The sequence below is a fragment of the Sulfitobacter sp. HI0129 genome (genome assembly GCF_001635395.1).
In the GTDB taxonomy this organism is placed as follows: Bacteria; Pseudomonadota; Alphaproteobacteria; order Rhodobacterales; family Rhodobacteraceae; genus Sulfitobacter.
Genome location: NZ_LWGH01000205.1, coordinates 1 through 20,912, shown reverse-complemented (window position 1 = coordinate 20,912; position 20,912 = coordinate 1). Strand labels below are relative to the sequence as shown.

General features: G+C 59.3%; 16 protein-coding genes and 5 pseudogenes. 10 read left to right on the top strand and 11 right to left on the bottom strand.

Annotated features, from left to right (window positions below):
- Positions 1 to 75: 75 nt before the first annotated feature.
- Positions 76 to 1,113: a tRNA dihydrouridine(20/20a) synthase DusA gene (gene dusA, locus A3764_RS02210; protein WP_269084741.1), complete on the bottom strand. Its 1,038-nt coding sequence runs from the start codon at positions 1,111 to 1,113 to the stop codon at positions 76 to 78.
- 200 nt (positions 1,114 to 1,313) lie between these two features.
- Here dusA and queC point away from each other — a divergent pair, with 200 nt between their 5' ends.
- The 6 genes from queC (at position 1,314) to A3764_RS23875 (ending at position 5,429) form a co-directional block, all read left to right on the top strand.
- Positions 1,314 to 2,015 carry a 7-cyano-7-deazaguanine synthase QueC gene (queC, locus tag A3764_RS02205; protein WP_067925117.1) on the top strand — a complete coding sequence of 234 codons (702 nt, stop codon included), beginning with the start codon at positions 1,314 to 1,316 and terminating at the stop codon, positions 2,013 to 2,015.
- Entirely contained in the window at positions 2,015 to 2,368 is a 354-nt protein-coding gene (gene queD, locus A3764_RS02200) for a 6-carboxytetrahydropterin synthase QueD (RefSeq protein WP_067925114.1), read from the top strand. The genes queC and queD overlap by 1 nt, the downstream gene beginning before the upstream one ends.
- Entirely contained in the window at positions 2,365 to 3,072 is a 708-nt protein-coding gene (queE, locus tag A3764_RS02195; RefSeq protein ID WP_067925111.1) for a 7-carboxy-7-deazaguanine synthase QueE, read from the top strand. Before queD ends, queE begins: the two co-directional genes overlap by 4 nt.
- Before the next feature lie 15 nt (positions 3,073 to 3,087).
- A complete protein-coding gene (queF, locus tag A3764_RS02190; protein WP_067925199.1) occupies positions 3,088 to 3,552 on the top strand; it encodes a preQ(1) synthase in 465 nt (154 codons plus the stop codon).
- A 75-nt stretch (positions 3,553 to 3,627) separates the two neighbouring features.
- Entirely contained in the window at positions 3,628 to 4,326 is a 699-nt protein-coding gene (locus A3764_RS02185; RefSeq protein WP_067925108.1) for a hypothetical protein, read from the top strand.
- Between the two features lie 584 nt (positions 4,327 to 4,910).
- Positions 4,911 to 5,429 (top strand): DUF2971 domain-containing protein, encoded by a 519-nt coding sequence (locus A3764_RS23875; protein WP_082851044.1) that lies wholly within the window; start codon positions 4,911 to 4,913, stop codon positions 5,427 to 5,429.
- On the opposite strand, the gene A3764_RS23870 is transcribed toward A3764_RS23875, so the two are convergent.
- A protein-coding gene (locus A3764_RS23870) for an IS5 family transposase (RefSeq protein WP_150120826.1) occupies positions 5,417 to 6,174 on the bottom strand; the annotation gives its coding sequence in 2 pieces (ribosomal slippage) (positions 5,417 to 5,838 and positions 5,838 to 6,174; 759 coding nt in all). The genes A3764_RS23875 and A3764_RS23870 overlap by 13 nt on opposite strands.
- A 102-nt stretch (positions 6,175 to 6,276) precedes the next feature.
- Positions 6,277 to 7,701 (bottom strand): MraY family glycosyltransferase, encoded by a 1,425-nt coding sequence (locus A3764_RS02170; RefSeq protein ID WP_082851052.1) that lies wholly within the window; start codon positions 7,699 to 7,701, stop codon positions 6,277 to 6,279.
- A gap of 272 nt (positions 7,702 to 7,973) precedes the next feature.
- On the opposite strand from A3764_RS02170, the pseudogene A3764_RS26395 reads away from it, so the two are divergent.
- Positions 7,974 to 8,148: pseudogene (locus A3764_RS26395) on the top strand (helix-turn-helix domain-containing protein); the annotation flags it as partial.
- A pseudogene (locus A3764_RS02165) lies at positions 8,142 to 8,811 on the top strand (IS3 family transposase); the annotation flags it as partial. The pseudogenes A3764_RS26395 and A3764_RS02165, both read left to right, overlap by 7 nt.
- A gap of 7 nt (positions 8,812 to 8,818) precedes the next feature.
- Here the strand turns inward: A3764_RS02165 and A3764_RS02160 are convergent.
- A pseudogene (locus A3764_RS02160) lies at positions 8,819 to 10,219 on the bottom strand (IS30 family transposase).
- 46 nt (positions 10,220 to 10,265) lie between these two features.
- On the opposite strand from A3764_RS02160, the pseudogene A3764_RS24490 reads away from it, so the two are divergent.
- Positions 10,266 to 10,532: pseudogene (locus tag A3764_RS24490) on the top strand (IS3 family transposase); the annotation flags it as partial.
- A gap of 225 nt (positions 10,533 to 10,757) precedes the next feature.
- Here the strand turns inward: A3764_RS24490 and A3764_RS24485 are convergent.
- A pseudogene (locus tag A3764_RS24485) lies at positions 10,758 to 11,913 on the bottom strand (IS3 family transposase).
- A gap of 211 nt (positions 11,914 to 12,124) precedes the next feature.
- On the opposite strand from A3764_RS24485, the gene A3764_RS02140 reads away from it, so the two are divergent.
- Entirely contained in the window at positions 12,125 to 14,278 is a 2,154-nt protein-coding gene (locus A3764_RS02140; RefSeq protein ID WP_082851021.1) for a GumC family protein, read from the top strand.
- A 61-nt stretch (positions 14,279 to 14,339) separates the two neighbouring features.
- Here A3764_RS02140 and A3764_RS02135 read toward each other — a convergent pair whose 3' ends face one another.
- The 6 genes from A3764_RS02135 to xdhC form a co-directional block, all read right to left on the bottom strand.
- Positions 14,340 to 14,957: a glutathione S-transferase family protein gene (locus A3764_RS02135; protein ID WP_067926303.1), complete on the bottom strand. Its 618-nt coding sequence runs from the start codon at positions 14,955 to 14,957 to the stop codon at positions 14,340 to 14,342.
- Between the two features lie 213 nt (positions 14,958 to 15,170).
- Positions 15,171 to 16,244: a BMP family ABC transporter substrate-binding protein gene (locus A3764_RS02130; RefSeq protein ID WP_067926300.1), complete on the bottom strand. Its 1,074-nt coding sequence runs from the start codon at positions 16,242 to 16,244 to the stop codon at positions 15,171 to 15,173.
- Positions 16,245 to 16,293: 49 nt separating this feature from the next.
- Complete coding sequence (locus tag A3764_RS02125) at positions 16,294 to 17,214, bottom strand: ABC transporter permease (protein ID WP_067926296.1); 921 nt, start codon at positions 17,212 to 17,214, stop codon at positions 16,294 to 16,296.
- Complete coding sequence (locus A3764_RS02120) at positions 17,214 to 18,299, bottom strand: ABC transporter permease (protein ID WP_067926292.1); 1,086 nt, start codon at positions 18,297 to 18,299, stop codon at positions 17,214 to 17,216. Before A3764_RS02120 ends, A3764_RS02125 begins: the two co-directional genes overlap by 1 nt.
- Before the next feature lie 72 nt (positions 18,300 to 18,371).
- Complete coding sequence (locus A3764_RS02115) at positions 18,372 to 19,892, bottom strand: ABC transporter ATP-binding protein (RefSeq protein ID WP_236627992.1); 1,521 nt, start codon at positions 19,890 to 19,892, stop codon at positions 18,372 to 18,374.
- On the bottom strand, positions 19,889 to 20,836 hold the full coding sequence (gene xdhC, locus A3764_RS02110; RefSeq protein WP_067926288.1) for a xanthine dehydrogenase accessory protein XdhC: 948 nt from the start codon (positions 20,834 to 20,836) through the stop codon (positions 19,889 to 19,891). Before xdhC ends, A3764_RS02115 begins: the two co-directional genes overlap by 4 nt.
- Positions 20,837 to 20,912 lie beyond the last annotated feature (76 nt).

The following is a 20,912-nucleotide window of genomic DNA, read 5'->3' as shown; positions in this document are numbered from 1 at the left end:
CCATTTCGATCAGAAGGGTCATATCGGTCATCGCGGTCTCCGTCCCGGCGGAGCCGAGCCTGACCCCGGTTCCTGCTACACCGTCGCGGGGGCCTCTGCCACCCCCTCCAGACGGGTGAGCGCCTCGGCGATGAGGCTGCCGTCGGCCCCCGGTCGCGCGGCCCCTTCGGACAGGCAGCGCCGCCATGCCCGGGCACCGGGCCGCCCGGCGAACAGACCCAGCATATGCCGTGTGACTTGATTGAGCCGCCCGCCCCCCGCCACATGGGCATTCGCATAAGGGATCATCGCTTGGGCCGCTTCTTCCGCCGAAAGGCCGCCCGGCCTGCCGAAAATCCGGCGCTCCGCCCCGCAGAGCACCTGCGCAGGCGAATGATAGGCCGCCCGCCCGATCATGACGCCATCAAGCCCGTCGTCGAGGAACCCTTCCACCGCGTCGAGCGTGGTGATGCCGCCGTTGATCGACAGGTGCAGATGGCTGAAACGCGCCTTCATGTCCCGCACGATGTCATAGTCGAGCGGCGGGATTTCCCTGTTTTCCTTAGGCGAAAGCCCCTGCAGCCACGCCTTGCGGGCATGCACGGTCACCCGTTCGCAGCCTGCGTCGGAAATGATCTGGAGGAATTCGGGCAACACCTCTCGCGGCTCTTGCGCATCGACCCCGATACGACATTTCACCGTCACCTCCACATCCACCGCGCGGCGCATGGCGGCGACGCAGCGGGCCACGAGATGCGGGCGCTCCATCTGGATGGCGCCGAAAGACCCGGATTGCACCCTGTCGGACGGGCACCCCACGTTGAGGTTGATCTCATCATAGCCCGCCTCGGCCCCCATCCGGGCGGCTTCCGCCAATTCCTCCGGGTCGGAACCGCCAAGCTGGAGCGCGACGGGATGCTCCGCCGGATCGTGATCGAGCAGATGCAGTGCCCCACCCCGAACCAGGGCGGGCGCCGTCACCATTTCGGTGTAGAGCAGCGCCGAGGGGGACAGGAGCCGGTGAAGGTATCGGCAATGACGGTCGGTCCAGTCCATCATGGGTGCCACCGAAAGCCGCGCAGCCTCTCGGACACCCGGAACCCCACCCTTTTCTGCCTGTATCTTCGGAACCACCTGATCCGCCTTTCTCGATTACCCCTGACCGCGCCGGTACACACCTACCCCGATCGAAGGTCCGGACAGGTAGCATCACCCTGCACCAGAAGGAAGCCCCGGGCCCCGCGGCGGCGGGCCGCTTGCAATTTATGCCCGGTATGAGATAAGCCGCGCCATCCGGTCGCAGCCTACCCGGACATCAAAACAAGGGCCAGAACATGAAAACACTTGTCATCTGCTCGGGCGGGCTCGATTCCGTGTCGCTCGCGCATATCACTGCCGATGAGCATGAACTCACGCGGCTTGTCTCCTTTGATTACGGCCAGCGCCACCGCAAGGAAGTGCAGTTCGCCGAAGCCGCCGCCAAGCGGTTGGGCGTGCCTTTTCACCTGATCGACATGCGCGGGATCGGCGCCGAACTCTCCGGTTCGGCCCTGACCGACGATGTCGATGTGCCGGATGGCCATTATGCCGAGGAAACGATGCGGATTACCGTCGTGCCCAACCGCAACGCGATCATGCTGGCGATCGGCTTCGGTCTTGCCGCCGCACAGGGGGACGAGGCCGTGGCTACCGCCGTGCACGGGGGCGACCACTTCATCTATCCCGACTGCCGCCCCGGCTTTACCCGCGCTTTCGATGCCATGCAGCAGGCAGCACTCGATGGCTATGCCGATGTGCGGCTGCACACGCCCTTCGTGGAGCGGAGCAAGGCCGACATCGTCCGCCAAGGCGCGCGGCACAACACGCCCTTTGCCGAGACATGGTCCTGCTACAAGGGTGGCGCGCTTCACTGCGGGCGTTGCGGTACCTGTGTGGAACGGCGCGAGGCTTTCGACCTCGCCGGGGTCGAAGACCCCACGGCCTATGCCGATCCAGACTATTGGCGCACAGCGATTGCCGCGCGAAAGGAGGGGTGATGTTCCGCATCCGCAAGGAATTCCACTTTTCCGCCTCGCACCAGCTGACGCATTTGCCCGACGATCACCAATGCGCGCGGCTGCATGGCCATAACTACATCGTGGTGGTGGAGCTCGCCGCCGAAGCGTTGAACGCGGATGGCTTCGTGCGCGATTACCAGGATTTGAAACCGCTGAAGACCTATATCGACGATACCTTCGATCACCGGCACCTCAACGATGTCATGGAGGGCCACACCACGGCAGAGAACATGGCGCGGCATTTCTATGAATGGTGCGTCGCCCGCTGGCCGGAAACCAGCGCCGTGCTGGTCAGCGAGACGCCCAAGACCTGGGCGGAATACCGGCCATGACGCTGCGCATCGCCGAAATCTTCGGCCCGACGATACAGGGCGAAGGGGCGCTGATCGGCGAGCCTACGGTTTTCGTTCGGGCTGGCGGCTGCGACTACCGCTGCAGCTGGTGCGACAGCCTGCATGCGGTGGAAAGCAAGTATCGCCATACATGGACCCCGATGGAAAGCGACGCCGTGTGGGAGCGGATCGAGCAGCTTTCGGGCGGCCAGCCCCTCACCATCTCCCTCTCCGGGGGCAACCCCGCGATACAGGATTTTGGCCCGCTGATCGCTTTGGGCCGGGCAAAGGGCTATCGCTTTGCCTGCGAAACCCAAGGCTCCGTCGCACAGGAATGGTTTTCGGACCTCGATACGCTGGTGCTGTCGCCCAAGCCCCCCTCCAGCGGGGAGGAGGTGGACTGGGACGCCTTCACCGCCTGCCGCACCGCCGGGGCGGGCGCGCGCCTGCAGGTGATGAAGATCGTGATCTTCGACGACGCGGATTACAACTGGGCGCGCGATGCCCATGCCCGGCATCCCGATCTTGCCCTCTACCTTCAGCCCGGCAATCCGGAGGTCGACCCGGAGGTGCCGGTCGATCCGCAGGCCCTGGCCGATCGCCTTGGATGGCTGACCGAAAAGGCGATGGCCGACGGCTGGTTCGCCCCCCGTATCCTGCCGCAGCTTCATGTCCTGATCTGGGGCAACAAGCGCGGCGTCTGACCGATGGAGACCACGATGTCCGACGATATCTACAGCAACCTCAAGCAACTTGGCGGCGCGACCCGGATCCCCGCCAGCCCCGAAGAGGCGGAATTGGAGCGCGTCCCCAATCCGCAGGCCGATGTGGCCTATAACGTGCGTTTCACCGCGCCGGAGTTTACCTCGCTCTGCCCGATGACGGGCCAGCCCGACTTTGCCCATCTGGTGATCGACTATGTGCCCGGCCCGTGGCTGGTGGAATCCAAGTCGCTCAAGCTGTTCCTGACCTCCTTCCGCAACCATGGCGCCTTTCACGAAGACTGCACGATCTCCATCGCCCGGCGCCTTGCCGATTTTCTCGAACCGCAGTGGCTGCGGATCGGGGGCTATTGGTATCCGCGCGGCGGTATCCCCATTGACGTGTTCTGGCAGACAGGGCCTCTGCCCGAAGGCGTCTGGATCCCGGATCAGGGCGTGCCGCCCTACCGTGGCCGGGGCTGAACACGCGACTTTGACCATGGAAAACGGACCGATCCGGGTTAGGCTGCATCAGCCCCGCCCACGGAAAGGTCATCCATGCGTATTTCAGCCATCCCGCTCTCCCTTCTCCTGTCCTCTGCGCTCTCCATATCCACGGGCGCATCGGCCGAAGGGAACCCCTCAGGCACCGGGTTCGCCCCGCCGGAGGCAGGTGGGCCGCGACGGTTGGAGGTCACGGCGGAAGGCGCGCAGCTCCACCGTGCCCCCGCCGAAGACAGCGAAGAACGTGCCGCCCTGCCCGGCGGAACACTGCTTTCGAACCGGGGATGCGACGCGGCGCAGGGCGGAGTCGTCTGGTGCGAGGTCGCGCCGCTCGACATGGGCAAGCCGGGCTATGTCAGGGCGGCGCAGCTTGCCCCTGCACGGGGGCCGGACGGCGTGATCCCCACCGGGCGGGACGACAGCAAGAAACGCGCGCGCGCCAAGGACTACGACGACCGGAGCGAGATCGCCTGCGCGCAGGAACAGGGGCAGGCGCTGGGAACCTGCGCCGCCGCCATCGCCCGCAGCGGTGGAGGCGACGCCACAGTCGTCGCGACCTTCCCCAACGGCTTTGCCCGGCAGCTCTATTTCACCCACGGCGCTTTCATGCGCGGAAGCTCCACGATGTCGGGCGTGGGAACGGACATGGACTGGGAGCGTGCCGAGGGCATGTATGTGATCCGCGTGGACGACCAGCGGTTTGTTATTCCGCAGGGGTTTTTGCTGGGGGAAGAGGCGGGGGTTTTGGAATGAAGTAATCGGATTGGGGGGTGGCAGTTGGTATTTCAACGTCAACTATCGGTCCGAAGCTGACATTCGTGAAAGGAACAGCTGCAGCGGTGCTGCTTGCCAAAAACAGACTTTCGGGCGTTGCTTCCCTGCATCAGATATCTATGCTGTCTTAGTGAGTGTTTAGCCTGACAGGTCTGATAGGTTGGGGTTCGATTCCCCGTCATGTTCTCTGTCTCGGTGGCCTTCTAACCTTCATTGCCCTCTGGGGATTGGCTTACGCCGTTGAACTGTCAACATCGAACGGAAGGGAGAACCACATGAGCAAAGAAACAGTCCGAAAGAACGAGAGACCAAACCTGAAAATGGCTTCGGCCATAAATACAATTTGGGCTATCGGGACGGGCGCATGGTCCGGCACGGCCCTGTCAGGCTAAGCACTCACGACCTTAAGCATGACTTTGGAAAATCATGAGGATCCTGGAACGCAGCCTGCTCAAAGTTGACCTGCTATTTGGAAAAAAAGGGATTTGCCTTTCTTAAGGTGTCCATTGCCGACAAATCAAACATTTTTTAGGGCGTTAAAATATCAGAGGGATTCTTTATAGATGACAACTGATCGGTTACTTTACCATTATTGCAGCACTCCTACGGGGCTAGCCATTTTTCAACGTCGGACTTTTCGTCTTTCAGCGTTATCTGCAGCAAACGATAGCTTGGAAGGGCGAGTGCTAGGGCGCGTATTCTCACAGTTGCTTACTGAATCAGATCTGCCGCGGGAAGTTGTAGATGTAATATCTGTTATTGTGGAGGGGTATGCTGATTCGACGGAAGGCTTTGCATTATGCCTTTCAGAAAACGGAGACCTACTTAGTCAATGGCGTGCGTACGCTCAGGACGGTTTAGGCATCGCGATAGGCTTTTCGTCCGATTGGCTTACAAAAGATTTTGGGAAAGTTAACTTTGGATCGCAGTTTTTTGAGTTGACCAAGGTTGAGTATGGCGAGGCAAGTTTAAGCCAAACTCTAAAACCACTAGCGAAACAAGTGATTGAGGAATTTTCTGAATATGGGCACTTTGTGCAACTCAGTAAAAACATGACTAGGGTCAGGACTCATAGCCAGTAAATGACGAGGGCGGCCAGGGCGATAGCTGACAGGAAGACCTTCGGGCATCTGTCGTATCGGGTTGCCACCCGCCGCCAGTCCTTCAACCTTCCAAACATGACCTCGATCCGATTGCGACGTTTGTAGCGGCGCCTGTCGTACTTGACGGTTTTCTTGCGCTGGGTTCGGCCGGGGATGCATGCGCGTATCCCTCTGTCTTTCAACGTTTCTCTGAACCAATCGGCGTCATATCCACGGTCACCGAGAAGCCAATCTACCTTTGGCAGGCTGCCGACGAGTGCGCGTGCACCGATGTAGTCACTGACTTGTCCAGCGGTCACGAACAGGTTCAGCGGCCGTCCTTGGCTGTCGCAGATGGCGTGAAGCTTGGTATTCATACCGCCCTTGGTGCGCCCGATCAGGCGTCCACGCCCCCTTTTTTGACGCCCAAACTGGTCGCCGTTCGATGCGCCTTCAGATAGGTGGCGTCGATCATGACCGTCGTCTGCTCGCCGTGATCAGCGGCCAAGCCGACCATCATCTGGGCAAAGATGCCTTTATCGCTCCAGCGCTTCCAACGGTTGTAGAGCGTTTTGTGCGGGCCATATTCCCTCGGCGCATCTCGCCATCGTAAGCCATTGCGATTGAAGAAGATAATCCCGCTCAGGACGCGCTTGTCATCGACGCGAGGCTTGCCATGGGATTTGGGGAAGAAAGGCTCAAGACGCGCCATCTGCGAATCCGTCAGCCAGAAAAGATCAGACATGTTCACCGCTAGGTTTTCGAACCGTGAATCACGCTCCTAAGCGGAAATCAATGGGTCCTGACCCTAGGCACGGGTCCGAAGTCTCGCGCCCACCTCTGAGGATTAACAATCGTAACCAAAGGAATGGGTCGAATCCTGTAACGCACTCCGTTGCAACTGGGGGCCCATAACAGCCTGCATGCCAAAATTTCGTGCAGTCATCAAAAAAAATTCCCAAGCCTCAATTTCGGAATCAAATTGCTCTTCCCATATTAAATCTCGGGCATTGTCCGCTAAGGTGCTTAGTGACCAGCGGTTGCTGGATGTCCCTCGAAAAATCTGCACGTCTACCGCAACAGAACCTTGAATATACATACCGGAAAATGTCGAGGGTTCGAAGTCGGGACCCAATAACTTAGTCTCTGCAGGTTCGAGCATCATTGTAAAGGGGATTCGGCGGCCGACAAAATAGGTTTTTAAAGCGATATAGGTTGTTACGTACAAGAATGAGAAAAATAAAAACGTAACCAGAGCCTTACCCGGGCTGTCCCAGAAAAGAACTCCAAAGAATATGGGGGCTGCCATAAATGGCCAGAGTATTAGTGATGCGAAAGAGTTCCGTGTTCTCGAATCAACGAGCCAGCCCAATCGATCCTCAAGTAAATATTGCAGTGCGTGCAAGACAAGATGATGAAAATGAGATCGGTCTGGTTGACCAGCAGCCTGCTTACCCAAACGCCGGCGAACTATGGAAAAAACTGTATCAGCGACTGGCCAAAAAAGTAGCAGCAAAACAGCGACGCCTGCAACATCCGGGTTACGGGCCATCAAGATAATTCCGAGCCATGCCAAGACATGACCAGACCCATATGCTCCAGCATCGCCCATGAAGATGCACCCAAATGGCCAGTTGACGACGAAGAACCCCAACATCGCCGCTATTAACAAGATCGACACTAGCTGGATATCGGTTTCGCCCGTAAAACCGGCGATGGCGAATAACCCCGCGGCTGCCAAGATTGCGTAGCCCGAAGCCAGACCGTTCAGGCCATCGATGAGGTTAAGCGCATTAGCAGTGCCAGCCGACCATACAAGTGTAACAAACAATGCGATCAGCAATGACGTGAATAGAATATCGATTTGAGGTAAGCCCAAACCTGGAACCATCATTCCGGACACCTCAATTGCCAACGCTGCCGAAATAAAGGCAGCAACGAGACGGACCTTCGGAGACATATCTCTTGCTACATCCTCTCTCAAACCGACAAAAAACACGACTAAACCGGACAGCAGCGCAAACTTCAGGTCTGATTGCAATTGATCCGATAGTAGGACCCCGCCCAAAAACAGCGCTGCAATCATTGCAGCTCCTCCGACGCGTGGTGTTGGACGTGTGTGCTGGGCTTGCGGTGCTGCAAGATCGCGAACCATGAAATCCTGATTGAGAAAAAGGTCCGATTTGAGCGCTGCAAACCCGCAAAGTGCCAAACTGGCCAGAAAAACGGTAGGAATTACCCATGCGTCAAAATACGAGAAAATTTCAAACATAGCCGCCCCTTGAAAAAATCATAAGCAAAGTTCGTCCCTAAGATGACCAAGCTCGCTGGTCCGGGCCGTTCAGGTATAGAATACGTTCTTGTTTCTTTCTGTTGATTTAGTTGCGGTCAAGGCCTGCGGCGCGGAGCCTTTGCGGAGCTCACAGTTAAGTTTGGCGTAGACGGCCGGAGCCAGCCCGCTAAGCGACATGTGTGGTGGAGCGCGCTACCCTCAATTGCGACTCCAATTAGAAAACTGTGAGTTATCTAATTGGAGAACATGGCATGGGAGCCGTCTACACGCAACTATCGCTGCAAAAACGCCACAAGATCGAGACCTAGTGGCATGCAAAAGTGTCTGTCAGAGAGATGGCACGCGGTCAAGCGCCACAAATCGACGAGTTTCCGTGAGATCAAACGCAATTTGTGGGCCGATGATGCGCTCCCGAATAATTACGCAGAGAGGTGCGCATTCTCAAGGAGGAGAGGGAAATCATAAAAAAGCAACGCAGTTCTTCGCGGGCCAAAAGCCATGAGGTTTAGGTTCATCGAAGAACACGTGGGGGCTTTCGAAACGGCGCGTCTTTTCAAGATCATGGATGTCAGTTCACGTGGCTTACGTGCATTCCGCAACCGCCCGGTCAGTCGCAGACAGCGGTCTGATCTGGTCACGCTGGCTCACATCAAAGAACAATCGCGCCTCAGTCTTGGCAGCTACGGCAGGCCTCGGATGACTGAGGAGTTGAAGGAGATCGGCCTGGACGTCGGTCATCGCCGTGTGGGCCGTTTGATGCGCCAGAACGGCATATCCGTCGTCAGAACCCGCAAACACAAGGTGACGACCGACAGCGATTTCAAGTTCAATATCGCGCCCAACCTGCTGGATCGTGACTTCAACACCGATGCGCCCAACCAAAAGTGGGCAAGCGATATCAGTTATATTTGGACGCGTGAGGGGTGGCTGTATCTGGCCGTCATCATGGACCTGCATTCAAGGCGCGTGATCGGCTGGGCCGTGAGCAACCGCATGAAACGTGACTTGGAAATCCGGGCGCTGGAAATGGCGATTGCATTCAGGATGCCGCCCAAACGCTGCATTCATCACTCGGATCGCGGGTCACAAGGCGGATTCAACCGGTCGTCGCAACACCTTCGTTTATAGCCTCTTTGAGCAGCCGGTCGAGAGCCTCTGCGGGCGTTTGCCACGCCAGCGTTTTTCGGGGACGCGTGTTGAGCGCATGGGCAACGGCGCTCAACTCTTCGGTGCCATGTTGGCTGAGATCGGTCCCCTTGGGAAAGTACTGCCGGAGCAGCCCGTTGGTGTTTTCGTTACTGCCGCGTTGCCAGGGGCACTGAGGGTCGCAGAAGTAGATCTCGAGACCGGTATCTATCCGCAACTGCGTGTGTTGGGCCATCTCGGCCCCCTGGTCCCAGGTCAACGAGCGACGCAGGTGGGCAGGCAGGCTGCTGATCGTCCCTGCGATAGCATCCGGACGGCCTCGGCGCCATGGCCGACAAGGGCTGGCCCATTCTTGACAGACTTGGCCGTCCCGTGCTCTTCCATGCGGGGCAAGTGCAGGAGCATGGTGAAGCGGGTCGTGCGTTCGACCAGCGTGCCGATCGCCGAGCTGCCGAGGCCGAGAATGAGGTCTCCTTCCCAATGACTAGGAACAGCCCTGTCACCGATCTCCGCCGGGCGGTCGCTGATCATCAACGCGTCGGTAATGAAAGCCTTGCCGCGGTTCCGGGCACGTTCGCGGGGCAACCTGAGGGCGCGGCCGGACCTCAGACAGGCTGAGAGCTCTCACCTCAACGCCCCGCGGCCCTGAATATAGAGCGCCTGGTAGATGGCTTCGTGGCTGATGCGCATCGTCGGATCCTCGGGGAAGTCCAGCTTCAAACGCTGCGCGATCTGCTCTGGACTCCAGGCAGATGACCAGCGTCGGCTTTGCCGGCGAACGGCCCGCCGTCCTTTCCATACCACGACAGGCCCATCGAATGCGATGCCGTCCGGCGTGGCAATGAGGCCGGACAGCCGATCCTGCACGTAGTCGCGCAAGTCGGGATTGGCTGCGAGCTTGCTGATCTTTGGACGCTTGGCCGAGCAAACCGCATGCCACTGCGCGGCAATGGCCCGATAGTCAAACTCTCCGCTGCGCGTCGCCGAGTTGCGCCTGATCTCACGAGATCGTGCTCGGGGATCGGCCCAGCTCTCGCGCGATCATCCGGACGCCGGTGCCACGAGCGCATTCGATGGCAATCTCCACGCGTTCCGCGAACGACAGATTACGGCACTTCGGCAAAGGAGCCAATGCCGCGAGATGGGTGGGGGGCATTCCGCCAGAAATCCGAAACCAACGGGTTCCGACAGGCGGTGAAACTCCCGCTGCGACCGCAGCTTCCTCGCTGGACAGCCCCGCTGCAATCTCCCGCCAGAACCGGCATAGATGCTCACGTTGCCAGACTGGCGGTCGACCTGGCGAGCATAATTTGCGCCGTGTAGAGCGCTCCGACTTCCTTCTTCCCGTCATCATCAACACCTCCGAGATCAGGGTGTTGCGACGACCGGTTGAATCCGCCCAATATTGCTCTCACGATTATCAGAAAATCCTGCGCCAACATGGGTTCATGGTGTCGATGTCTGGCAAAGGCAATTGCTATGATAATGCGGCGGTCGAGACCTTCTTCAAAACCATCAAGGCTGAGCTGATCTGGCGAAGGTCATGGGAAACGCGACGACAGGCTGAAACGGCGATCTTCGAATATATCAACGGCTTCTACAATCCGCGACGCCGCTACTCAGGCTGGAAAAGCCCGGTCGCCTTCGAACGAAAGGTGGCTTAAACGGGCATCTGGGGCGGCACGAAAGCGGGACAGGTCCAATCGGCGGGGCAATACCAATCGGCGCTCGTCTATCGGTAAAGAAATGACATCTACCACCCCGATGAGCAGGTGCAACGAGTAGCTTAAATTACGCCAGATCCTCAATGGGGATGAAGTGTAGCTAAAGTCGGGACGGAATTTAGTCTTTGAGGTGCTTCCCATTCCTTGGACAGGATCTGGCGCTTTTTAAGCTCTGATCTGCTCCTGCTGATCGGGTTGCATTGTTTCGATTTGCAGCGAGTAGATCACTGCCGGTGGCTGTCCGCCAAGGGCCTTGTGTGGGCGGCGGTGATTGTAGAACTCCATCCATTGCCTGACACCCGCGCGGGCGTGTGACCCGGTCTCCCAGGCGTGAAGATAGACGCACTCGTATTTCATCGTGCGCCACAGGCGCTCGATGAAGATGTTGTCCAGGTAGCGACCCTTGCCATCCATCGAGATGCGGACCCCCGACCGCCGCAGGCGGTCTGTCTCCAGGCAAACGATGTGAACTGCGATCCCTGATCGCTGTTAATGATGTCAGGAGGCCCGAACCGATAGATGGCCTCATTCAGCGCCTCGACGCAGAAGTCGGTGTCAAGCGTGTTCGAGATCCGCCAAGACAGGACCATCCGGGTATGCCAGTCCATGATCGCCCCCAGATAGAGGAACCCGCGATGCATCGGCAGATAGGTGATGTCCACGCACCAGACCTGGTTTGGCCTGTCCACCCGCAGACCGCGCAGCAGATAGGGATAGGTCTTGTGTCCCTTCGCTGGCCTGCTGGTGTTGGGTTTCTGATAGATCGGCATCAATCCGATCAGGCGCATGAGCCGACGGATGCGCTTCTCGTTCACCGCATGTCCTTCGTTGCGCTGATGCCAGGTCATCTGGCGGACGCCGAAGAACGGTGTTTCGAGGAACTGCACATCGATCAGCCGCATCAGCGCAAGGTTCTGATCCGTCTCTCCCCGCGGCGAATAGTAGAACGACGACCGCGGTATCGACAGAAGCGCGCACTGCTGACCGATCGACAGGTCAGGATGGTCGCGTTCGATCATGCCACGCCTCACTTCCCGCCCCAGGGCTTGAGCTTTCTTTCCAAAAAAGAGTTGGCCACCGCCAGCTCTGCGATCTTGGCATGCAGATCCCTGCCCTGGTCTTCATCGACGACGGGTGCCTTGCAGCCGCCACGTTCGAAGACACCGGACGCGCCATCCAGCAGTGCACGTTTCCATTGGTTGATCATCGTTGGATGCACACCGAACCGGCTCGCCAGCTCCGACACGGTCGCCTCGCCTTTCAGCGCTTCCAGCGCCACCTTCGCCTTGAACTCAGGGGCATGTTGCTTTCGTTTCGACATCTTCGATCTACTTCGTGGTGAAGATCAGCAGACAGCAAATCAGAGCTTACGTCAGTGTCCAGTTTTCGGGGGGCAGCTTACTTGGGTGGAGGGAATCCCATGACAAACCAACCACGGGGGCAGGTGGAGGCCATTAAGGCGTTGCGTTTAAGGTTCTGTTGTGTGAAGCAACTCTGATCCTGTGCTTATTACCGTGCGAGCTCGACCTTACATGACTTCACAATCGTTCCAGCTTGGCAAACATCCTACTAGGCTTGATGCCCACGAGCCAACTCCGGACGACGATGAGATCGATCTGACGCAGGTCGCCCGCACTCTATGGCGAGGCAAGTTCTTCATTATTTTGACGACCCTAATCGCTTTGGTGATCGGGGGGTGGTATGCTTACAGTGTTGCAGTACCCCTCTATGCTTCGACTGCTACGGTGGCGATGGAAAGCCGTGAGCAGCAGATGGTCGATATCACCAGCGTTATGACTGGGTTATCGGGAGACCAAGCTTCGATAAATACCGAAGTAGAAGTTTTTAAGTCACGCGGTTTGATAGAAAAGTTGGTGGTTCAGCTTTCCTTGGTAGAAGACGCTGAATTCAATCCTCATCTGAGGAGCGAGCCTCGGCTAAGCGTTTCGCGATTTGTTGAGTGGGTTAGAGAAATAATCGGACTACCACCGGAGTTGAAAGAAGAACCATCGCCGCGACGCATTATGGACACAGTAATCGATAATGTGCTCGACGCGATCTCCATCAGTAACATTCGGCAGAGTCTTGTTTTCCGGGTTACGGTCGTAACGCAACAGCCGGAAAAATCAGCGCTGATTGCTAATAGCCTTGCTGAACTCTACATCCAAGATCAATTAGAGATTAAATTTGCCGCCACTGAAAAGGCTACTGTCTGGCTCACTGACCGGGTTAGCCAATTACAAGTCCAACTTGAAGCTGCCGAAGCAGCTGCAAAAGAATTCAATGCGCAAACGGAGCTTGTTAGCCCTGAAGCTTTGATCTTCTTGAACCGGCGAATTAAGGAGCTGCGCGACCGGCTCAGAGAAACGCGGGAGGACGAAGCTGCGGCGTTGGTTCGCCTCAATGCCCTGATCGATGCGAAAGAGGCAGGTGATTTCGAGCGTCTAGCTGAAATTTCAAATGACCCGGCCCTGGCTAATATTTTGGACGAGGCCAATGCTAGCAGTATATCCCCAGCTGATTCAGCCTTAGTCGAGAATCGCTACCAGCAGGTTCTAGCTAGAGCGCGGCTAGAAGCTGAAAGAGTCAGCAACCAAGTCGCTACATTGCAGGCAACCATTTCTGATCAGGAAGAGCGCGCGGCGCGCCAGTCAGCCGATCTTGTCACGCTTCAGCAATTGCAGAGGGAAGCTGAGGCGAGCAGGTTAATTTATGAATTCTTTCTGGGTCGATTGAAAGAAACGAGCGTTCAGCAAGGTATACAGCAAGCCGATAGCCGTATGCTTTCTCAAGCTGTGGTTCCTCTGAGCCCGACCTCGCCAAAAAAACCGATGATACTGACGTTATCTCTCATACTGGGCAGTTTCCTGGGCTCCGCAATTGTCCTCGGGCGAGAGTTCGCACAAAATACTTTCCGCGATAGTACAGAGCTGGAGGGAAAGACCGGCCATACGGTGATCGGCCAGATTCCTGCGATACCTGCCCGCAGGCGAAAAAACGTCCTGAAATATCTGACTGACAGGCCCACGTCTGCCGCTGCGGAGGCTATTCGGAACTTGAGGACCTCTATCCTTTTGTCCGATATCGACAATCCGCCACAGATCATCATGTCCACGTCATCCATTCCGGGGGAAGGGAAGACCACGCAGTCGCTGGCGCTGGCTCAGAACCTGACCGGTCTGGGAAAGAAGGTTCTTCTGATCGAAGGGGATATCCGGAAGCGGGTCTTTGCTGAATACTTCGATATCCAGGAAAAGAAGGGATTGATTGCCGTCCTTTCAGGAGAAGCGAAATTGGAGGAGGCTGTCTCTCACGAACCTACTTTGAACGCCGATATCCTCATTGGCGAGAAGACAGAGACAAACGCGGCGGACATCTTCTCCTCTGAGCGATTTACGCGGTTCTTGGAAGATCTGCGCAGCAAGTATGATTACGTGATCATCGATACACCTCCTGTACTGGCGGTACCGGATGCGCGTGTCATCGGAAGATCAATGGATGCGGTGATCTATACGGTGAAGTGGGACAGTACTTCCCAGCGGCAGGTGCGCGAGGGGCTGAAATCGCTTGAGAATGTTCAGGTCCGTGTAACAGGCCTCGTGCTGAGCCAGATCAACGCCAAGGGTATGAAGAAGTATGGCTACGGTGAGACATACGGTGCCTACGGCGATTATCACAACAACTGACGCCTTCCGCTATACGAGGTAGCGCGGCCCGGTTCGGCCGCGCCACCCTTGAACTTTTCTATCAATCGCCTGCGACGCGGCCCTTTTCGGTGGCGCGGCGGTAGGCGGGGCGGTCCTGGATCATCTCGACGAAACCGGCGAGCGCCGGAAAATCATCCCCTCGTTTTTGACGCATCGCGATTTCAGCGGGAAAGCTGAGCATGATGTCCGCGGCGGACAGTCGGTCGAGTACGAAATGCCCCGAAGGCCGGACCAGCGAATTCATATAGCGATAGTGGTTATCGAGTTCGGACGATATGCGGGGGTGCAGCGGTTTGCCGGCGTCCCCCAACCGGCTCACGTAAAGGTTCAGCAAGATCGGTGTCATGGCCGATCCTTCTGCGAAATGGATCAACTCCAGATGCCTCAGGTAGGCGGCTGTGCCCCGGTCCGGGATCATGTCGGGCGCGTAGCGCGTGCAGAGAGTTTCGACGATTGCGGCGCTTTCCACGATCAGCGTTCCGTCGATCTCGATCATCGGTGACTTGCCGAGCGGATGAACGAGCGACAGTTCCGGAGGCGCCAGATTGGTCTGCGCGTCGCGGGTGTAGGGAATGATCGTGTAGGGCTGCTCCAACTCCTCCAACAGCCAGAGAATCCGGTGGGAACGGGAACGGTTGAGGTGGTGCACTTTGATCATGGCCGGGCCTTTTCGAATAAGGTGAAGGGCCAGTGTAGTGAAAGCGTGCCGCGCCGCAACGTGCCTTGTTCCCGGCGGGTCAATAGGGCTGCGGCACGGAACCATGAGACAATAGGTATTTGTAAATGGGGGGAAGGGGACAGTCCCTGGGGGGGCGGAAACGAAAAGGGCCGGCGTTAGCGCCGGCCCCTGGGGTAGAACTGTAGTTCTTGCTTACTGGGGGATAGTCCCTTCGAGACCTTCCACGTAGAAGTTCATTCCTGCGAGCGTGCCGTCGTCCGCGACTTCACCGTCGGCCAGCCACTCGGAACCGTCCTGCTTGTTCAGCGGGCCGGTGAAGGGGTGGTATTCACCGCTGGCGATCTTCTCCTTCAGTTCCAGCGCTTCGGCCTTCACGTCGGCAGGTACCGCATCGGAAATCTCGCCGATGCCAACCATGCCGGCGCCGATACCGTCCCAGGTGTCAGTGGATTCCCAGGTACCATCCATGACGGCGCGGGTCCGTTCGATGTAGTAGGGGGCCCAGTCATCGATGATCGAAGAGACGCGGGGCTTGGGGCCATATTGCGCCATGTCGGAGGCCTGCCCGAAGGTAATGACGTTGCCCGCCTCCTGCGCCGCTGCCTGAGGGGCCGTGGAGTCGGTGTGCTGCAGCACGACATCGGCACCCTGTTCGATCAGCACCTTGGCAGCGTCCGCTTCCTTCGCGGGGTCGAACCATGTGTAGGCCCAGACGATCTTGAATTGCACATCCGGGTTCACCTTGCGGGCATGGATAAAGGCCGAATTGATGCCACGGATGACCTCCGGGATCGGGAAGGAGCCGATGTAGCCGATGATGTTACTTTCGGTCATGTGCCCGGCGATCAGGCCCTGAATGGCGCGGCCTTCGTAGAAACGTGCCGAATAGGTCGATACGTTGTCCGCCCGCTTGTAGCCGGTGGCGTGTTCGAATTTCACGTCCGGGAATTTCTTCGCCACGTTGATCGTCGGGTCCATGTACCCAAAGGACGTGGTAAAGATCAGATCTGCACCGTCGAGCGCCATCTGCGTCATGACCCGCTCGGAATCGGGGCCTTCGGCCACGTTCTCAACGTATACGGTTTCGACTTTGTCGCCGAACTCCTCTTCCACGGCGAGCCGGCCCTGATCGTGTTCGTAGGTCCAGCCGCCGTCGCCCACGGGGCCCACGTATACGAAGCCTACCTTGGTCTTGTCCTGCGCGACCGCACCGGTCGCGAGGCCGAGCGCCAGCGTGGCGCTGGTCAGAATCGTTGATAATTTCATGAAGGTCTCCCCTGTTGATGCCCCGTTAGTCGGGGCTTACTCGATGCCTCTAACCCGAGGCGTGGAAGTTCCGGCCAAGCGAGGCCGGTGCGGCACTTTTATCCGCCGAAAGGATCACCAGCACAAGGATGGTGATGAGGTAGGGCGACATTGCCAGATACTCGACCGGTATGGCAACGCCCGCCCCCTGCAGATTGAGCTGCAACTGGGTGATACCGCCAAAAAGATAGGCACCCAGCAGCAAGCGCCAGGGCTTCCAACTGGCAAATACCACGAGCGCGAGGGCAATCCAGCCCACGCCCGCGGTCATGCCTTCTGTCCATTGCGGGACGCGGATCAGGCTGATGTAGGCACCGCCCAGTCCCGCGCAGGCACCGCCGAAGACGATGGCAAGGGTGCGGATACGGCGAACCTTGTACCCCAGCGCATGCGCCGCATTATGGCTTTCGCCGACCGCCCGCAGGATCAGCCCCGCCCGGGTGAAGCGGAGCAGCACCCAGACCCCGGCGACGAGCGCGATCCCAAGATAAAGAATGATGTCATGGGTAAAGAGAATGGGCCCGATCACCGGGATGTCAGCCAGCGGGCCGAAGTCGATATCGCCCAGCCGGGGCGGCTTCACCCCGACGTAGCCCTGACCCAACAGGGCGGAAAGGCCCAACCCGAAAAGCGTCAGCGCAAGGCCGGATGCGACCTGATTGGCAAGCGTGACTTGCGTAAGGAATGCAAACAGCAGCGACAGTGCCGCCCCGCCTGCAGCGGCAGCGGCGAACCCGAGAAGTGGAGAGCCGGTTTCGACCGCAGTGGCGAAACCGCAGATCGCGCCGGTGATCATCATGCCTTCGACGCCAAGGTTCAGCACGCCGGACTTTTCGGCCACCAACTCGCCAATGGCCGCGAAAATCAGCGGTGTCGCCGCCACAAGAAACCCGGCCACGAAGAGCAGGGGGTTGATCGCCGAAAGATCCATCAGGCCGTCTCCGCCGTGTGTTGCCGGCGGAGCCGGTAGTTGGTCAGGATGTCGAAGGCCAAAAGGAAGAACAGCAGCATGCCCTGGAACACCTGGATCGCGGCGGCGGGCAGGCCGAGGTTCGACTGCGCAATGTCCCCCCCGATGTAGGTCAGCGCCATCAGACCCCCGGCCAGAAGGATCCCGATAGGATGGAGCCGACCGAGGAACGCCACGATGATCGCCGTGAAACCGTAGCCTACGTTGAAGTCAATCGTGATCTGCCCGGCGGGGCCCGAAACCTCGAACATGCCCGCGAGCCCAGCCAGCAGGCCGGAAAGACCCATGCAGAACAGGATAAGCCGGGCAGGGCTCACCCCCGAAAAGCGTGCCGCGCGGGGTGCTTCGCCCGTAACGCGGATCGCAAAGCCCAGCCTGTGTTTCGTCAGGAGGACATAGGCGAAGATCACCGCAATAAGCGCCGCCACAACGCCCCAGTGCATTCCGGACCCGGCCAGCAGTTCGGCATTATGCGCAGGCTCATATTGCTGCAGGTTCCGCGAGCCGGGAAAACCGAAGCCTTCGGGATTCTTGAGCAGCCCTAATGACATCGAGGCCAGAAACTGCTCCGCCACGTAGACCAGCATCAATGATACGAGGATTTCATTCGTCCCGAAGCGCACCTTCAGAAAGCCGGGGATCATCGCCCAGATCCAGCCGCCGAACGCCCCGGCAAGGATCATCAGCGGAAAGATGAACCACCCCTCTGCCGGATAGAAGGCCAGCCCGGCGCCCGCACCGAAGATGGCACCTATGATGTACTGCCCCTCGGCCCCGATGTTCCAGATGCCGGCCTTGAAGCCCAGCGACAATCCGATAGCGATCAGGACCAGCGGCGCCCCTTTGATGAGCAGCTGCGGGCGGTAATAAAAAGCGAACTCACCGAACAATGGCTCCCAGAAAATGGTGACGATGGAGGTGACGGGGTCTTTGCCCAGCGCCATAAACAGCAGCCCGCCAAAGATCATGGTGGCGAGCACCGCCAGCAACGGGGTGGCGAGCGACAGGGCGCGGCTGGGCTGGGGCCGTTTCTCGAACCGGATCACGCGCGCGGCCTCTTTCTTCCAAATGGTTCAAAATCCCCCCCGGAGGGTCGGGTCGCCATTCGGCGCGTCCGGTCAGACATGCGCAACCTCCATCCCGTGCGATCCACCCATCATCAGGCCGATCTCTTCGACCGACAGTTCCTGCGCCGGGCGCGGCTCCGACAGACGGCCCTCGTTCAGCGCCGCGAAGCGATCCGATATCTCCATCAATTCGTCCAGATCCTGCGAGATCACGACAATGGCCGCTCCGTTTTCTGCCAGATCGAGAAGGGCCTGGCGGATGGCCGCAGCGGCTGAGGCGTCGACGCCCCATGTCGGCTGGTTCACCACCAGCAGCTCCGGGCGCTGCAAGACCTCGCGCCCGATCACGAACTTCTGCAGGTTCCCGCCGGAAAGCGACCGCGCCGCATTGGCGGGGCCGGGCGTACGGACATCGAAGGCCTCGATGATCCGTTTGGCAAAGTCACGGGCAGCGCGCCAATCCAACAGCCCGCCCCGGTCCAGGCCTTCGCGGGCCGCACCGGTCAGCATGGCATTCTCGGTAAGCGACATGTCGGGCACCGCGGCATGGCCCAGCCGTTCCTCGGGCGCGCTCAGGATGCCCACGGCGCGCCGCATGGTGGGCCCCATCAGGCCCACGTCGCTGTTTTGAAATAGGATCGTTCCCCGGGGCGACAGGGTTTCGCCTGAAAGGGCGGCCAACAATTCGTCTTGCCCGTTCCCTGCCACGCCCCCGATGCCGAGGATTTCGCCCCGCCTGACGGAAACGCTGATCTCCCGAAGCGGCATGCCGAAAGCGCTGGGCGAACGGGCCGAGAGGTTCTTTAGTTCCAGCACCACGTCGCCGGGCGTTTTACCGGCGCGCACGGGGGTTTGCAGGGTGTTGCCGACCATCATCTCGGCCATTTCCCGGGCCGAGGTCTCCGACGGGGTACAATGCCCCACCACTTTTCCCAATCGCAGGATCGTGGCACTGTCGCAAAGCGCGCGAATTTCACCCAACTTGTGCGAGATATAGAGGATCGCCGTCCCTTCCGCGCTGAGCTTGCGCAGCGTCTTGAACAGGATTTCGACTTCCTGCGGGGTGAGGACCGAGGTCGGTTCGTCCATGATCAGCAGTTTGGGATCCTGCAAGAGACAGCGGATGATCTCCACCCGTTGACGTTCCCCGGCAGAAAGATCGCCCACCGTCCGGTCGGGCGCGAGCGGAAGGCCATAGGTTTCCGACACCTCGCGGATACGTCGGCTGAGTTCGCGCATCTTCGGTGCGTTTTCCATGCCCAGTGCGATGTTCTCGGCCACGGTCAATGCGTCAAAGAGCGAGAAGTGCTGAAAGACCATGCCGACGCCCGCGGTACGTGCCGCATGGGGGTCGGTGGGATCATATGGTTTGCCGAACATTTTCATGCGGCCCGCATCGGGTTTGACCAGCCCGTAGATCATTTTGACCAGGGTGGATTTGCCTGCGCCGTTTTCGCCCAGCAGGGCATGGACCTCACCCGCCGCGATCGACAGGGATACATCGTCATTGGCCATCACGCCGGGGTAGCCCTTGGTGAGTCCGTCCAGCTGCAACAGGGGCGTATCGGTCACGCGGTATTCTCCTCTGGCGCGATTTGCACCGGTTGCGCCCCAAGGTGCAACAGTTGCGCGGCCACGCCAAGGGCGATCTGCTGCGGATGCTTTCCAAGTCCCGGATCACCGATCGGGCAGGTGATGGTGCCGATCCGTTCTGCAGGATGCCCCATCGCCGCAAGCCGCTTGCGAAAACGCGCCCATTTCGTGGCGGAGCCGATCAGTCCGGTAAAGCGTGCCCCGTGGCGGAGCAGCCCGTCACACAGCGCGAGGTCAAGGGCATGGGAATAGGTCACGATCAGATGGGCGGCGTCGCGGGGGGCATGGGGGATGAGCCGCGCAGGCTCCGCCGCGGGCAGGACTGTCACCCCCTCGGGGATGGTTTGGGGAAAGCGATCCGGATGCGTATCCACCCAGGTCAGCCCCATATCGGGCAGCGGGGCCAACACGTTGACGAGCGCCCGCCCCACATGCCCCGCGCCCCAGATCCAGACGGGCATTTCGTTCCGCGAGACCGGTTCGACCATCCAGCGATTCAGATATCTGGCGTCCGGCAGGCCCTTGCCGTTGCGCGCCTCCGCCAGCAATCGCCGGACGGCAAGCGGCATTTCCCCCGGCCCGCGCGCCACGATATCCTCGGGCAGGGCCGCGGCGCTTTGGCTGTCGTACACTTCGGTCAGCATGTCGACGCTGCCGCCGCAGCACTGGCCCAATTCCGGGCCGAGGGCATGGCGACCAAAGATGCGTTCGGACTGTCCCGTTGCCAATAGTGCACGTGCATGCCCGGTCAGCTCATGCTCCAGCCTGCCACCGCCGATGGTGCCGTCCTGCCCCCCCTGCCAGATCAGCATCGCGGTACCCGCCTCCCGCGGGGCGGACCCTCTGACTGCTGCCACCACGACGCGCGCCACGCGCCCGTGCCGCGTACAGGCGGCGATCAATGCCTCGCGATCAAACCCCATGGCGTGCTCGCTTCACGGCGGCAAGTACCGCCTCTGCGGTAGCGGGCGTCTGCAGGTCGGGAAAGTGCGGCCCGCA

Bases quoted from the DNA above. Each gene is read 5' to 3' on its own strand.
- A3764_RS02135 (WP_067926303.1), bottom strand. From the start codon at position 14,957: ATGATCAAAGTGCACCACCTCAACCGTTCCCGTTCCCACCGGATTCTC.
- A3764_RS02130 (WP_067926300.1), bottom strand. From the start codon at position 16,244: ATGAAATTATCAACGATTCTGACCAGCGCCACGCTGGCGCTCGGCCTC.
- queD (WP_067925114.1), top strand. From the start codon at position 2,015: ATGTTCCGCATCCGCAAGGAATTCCACTTTTCCGCCTCGCACCAGCTG.
- queC (WP_067925117.1), top strand. From the start codon at position 1,314: ATGAAAACACTTGTCATCTGCTCGGGCGGGCTCGATTCCGTGTCGCTC.
- A3764_RS02185 (WP_067925108.1), top strand. From the start codon at position 3,628: ATGCGTATTTCAGCCATCCCGCTCTCCCTTCTCCTGTCCTCTGCGCTC.
- A3764_RS02170 (WP_082851052.1), bottom strand. From the start codon at position 7,701: ATGTTTGAAATTTTCTCGTATTTTGACGCATGGGTAATTCCTACCGTT.
- xdhC (WP_067926288.1), bottom strand. From the start codon at position 20,836: ATGGGGTTTGATCGCGAGGCATTGATCGCCGCCTGTACGCGGCACGGG.
- A3764_RS02125 (WP_067926296.1), bottom strand. From the start codon at position 17,214: ATGGATCTTTCGGCGATCAACCCCCTGCTCTTCGTGGCCGGGTTTCTT.
- queE (WP_067925111.1), top strand. From the start codon at position 2,365: ATGACGCTGCGCATCGCCGAAATCTTCGGCCCGACGATACAGGGCGAA.
- A3764_RS23875 (WP_082851044.1), top strand. From the start codon at position 4,911: ATGACAACTGATCGGTTACTTTACCATTATTGCAGCACTCCTACGGGG.
- queF (WP_067925199.1), top strand. From the start codon at position 3,088: ATGTCCGACGATATCTACAGCAACCTCAAGCAACTTGGCGGCGCGACC.
- A3764_RS02140 (WP_082851021.1), top strand. From the start codon at position 12,125: ATGACTTCACAATCGTTCCAGCTTGGCAAACATCCTACTAGGCTTGAT.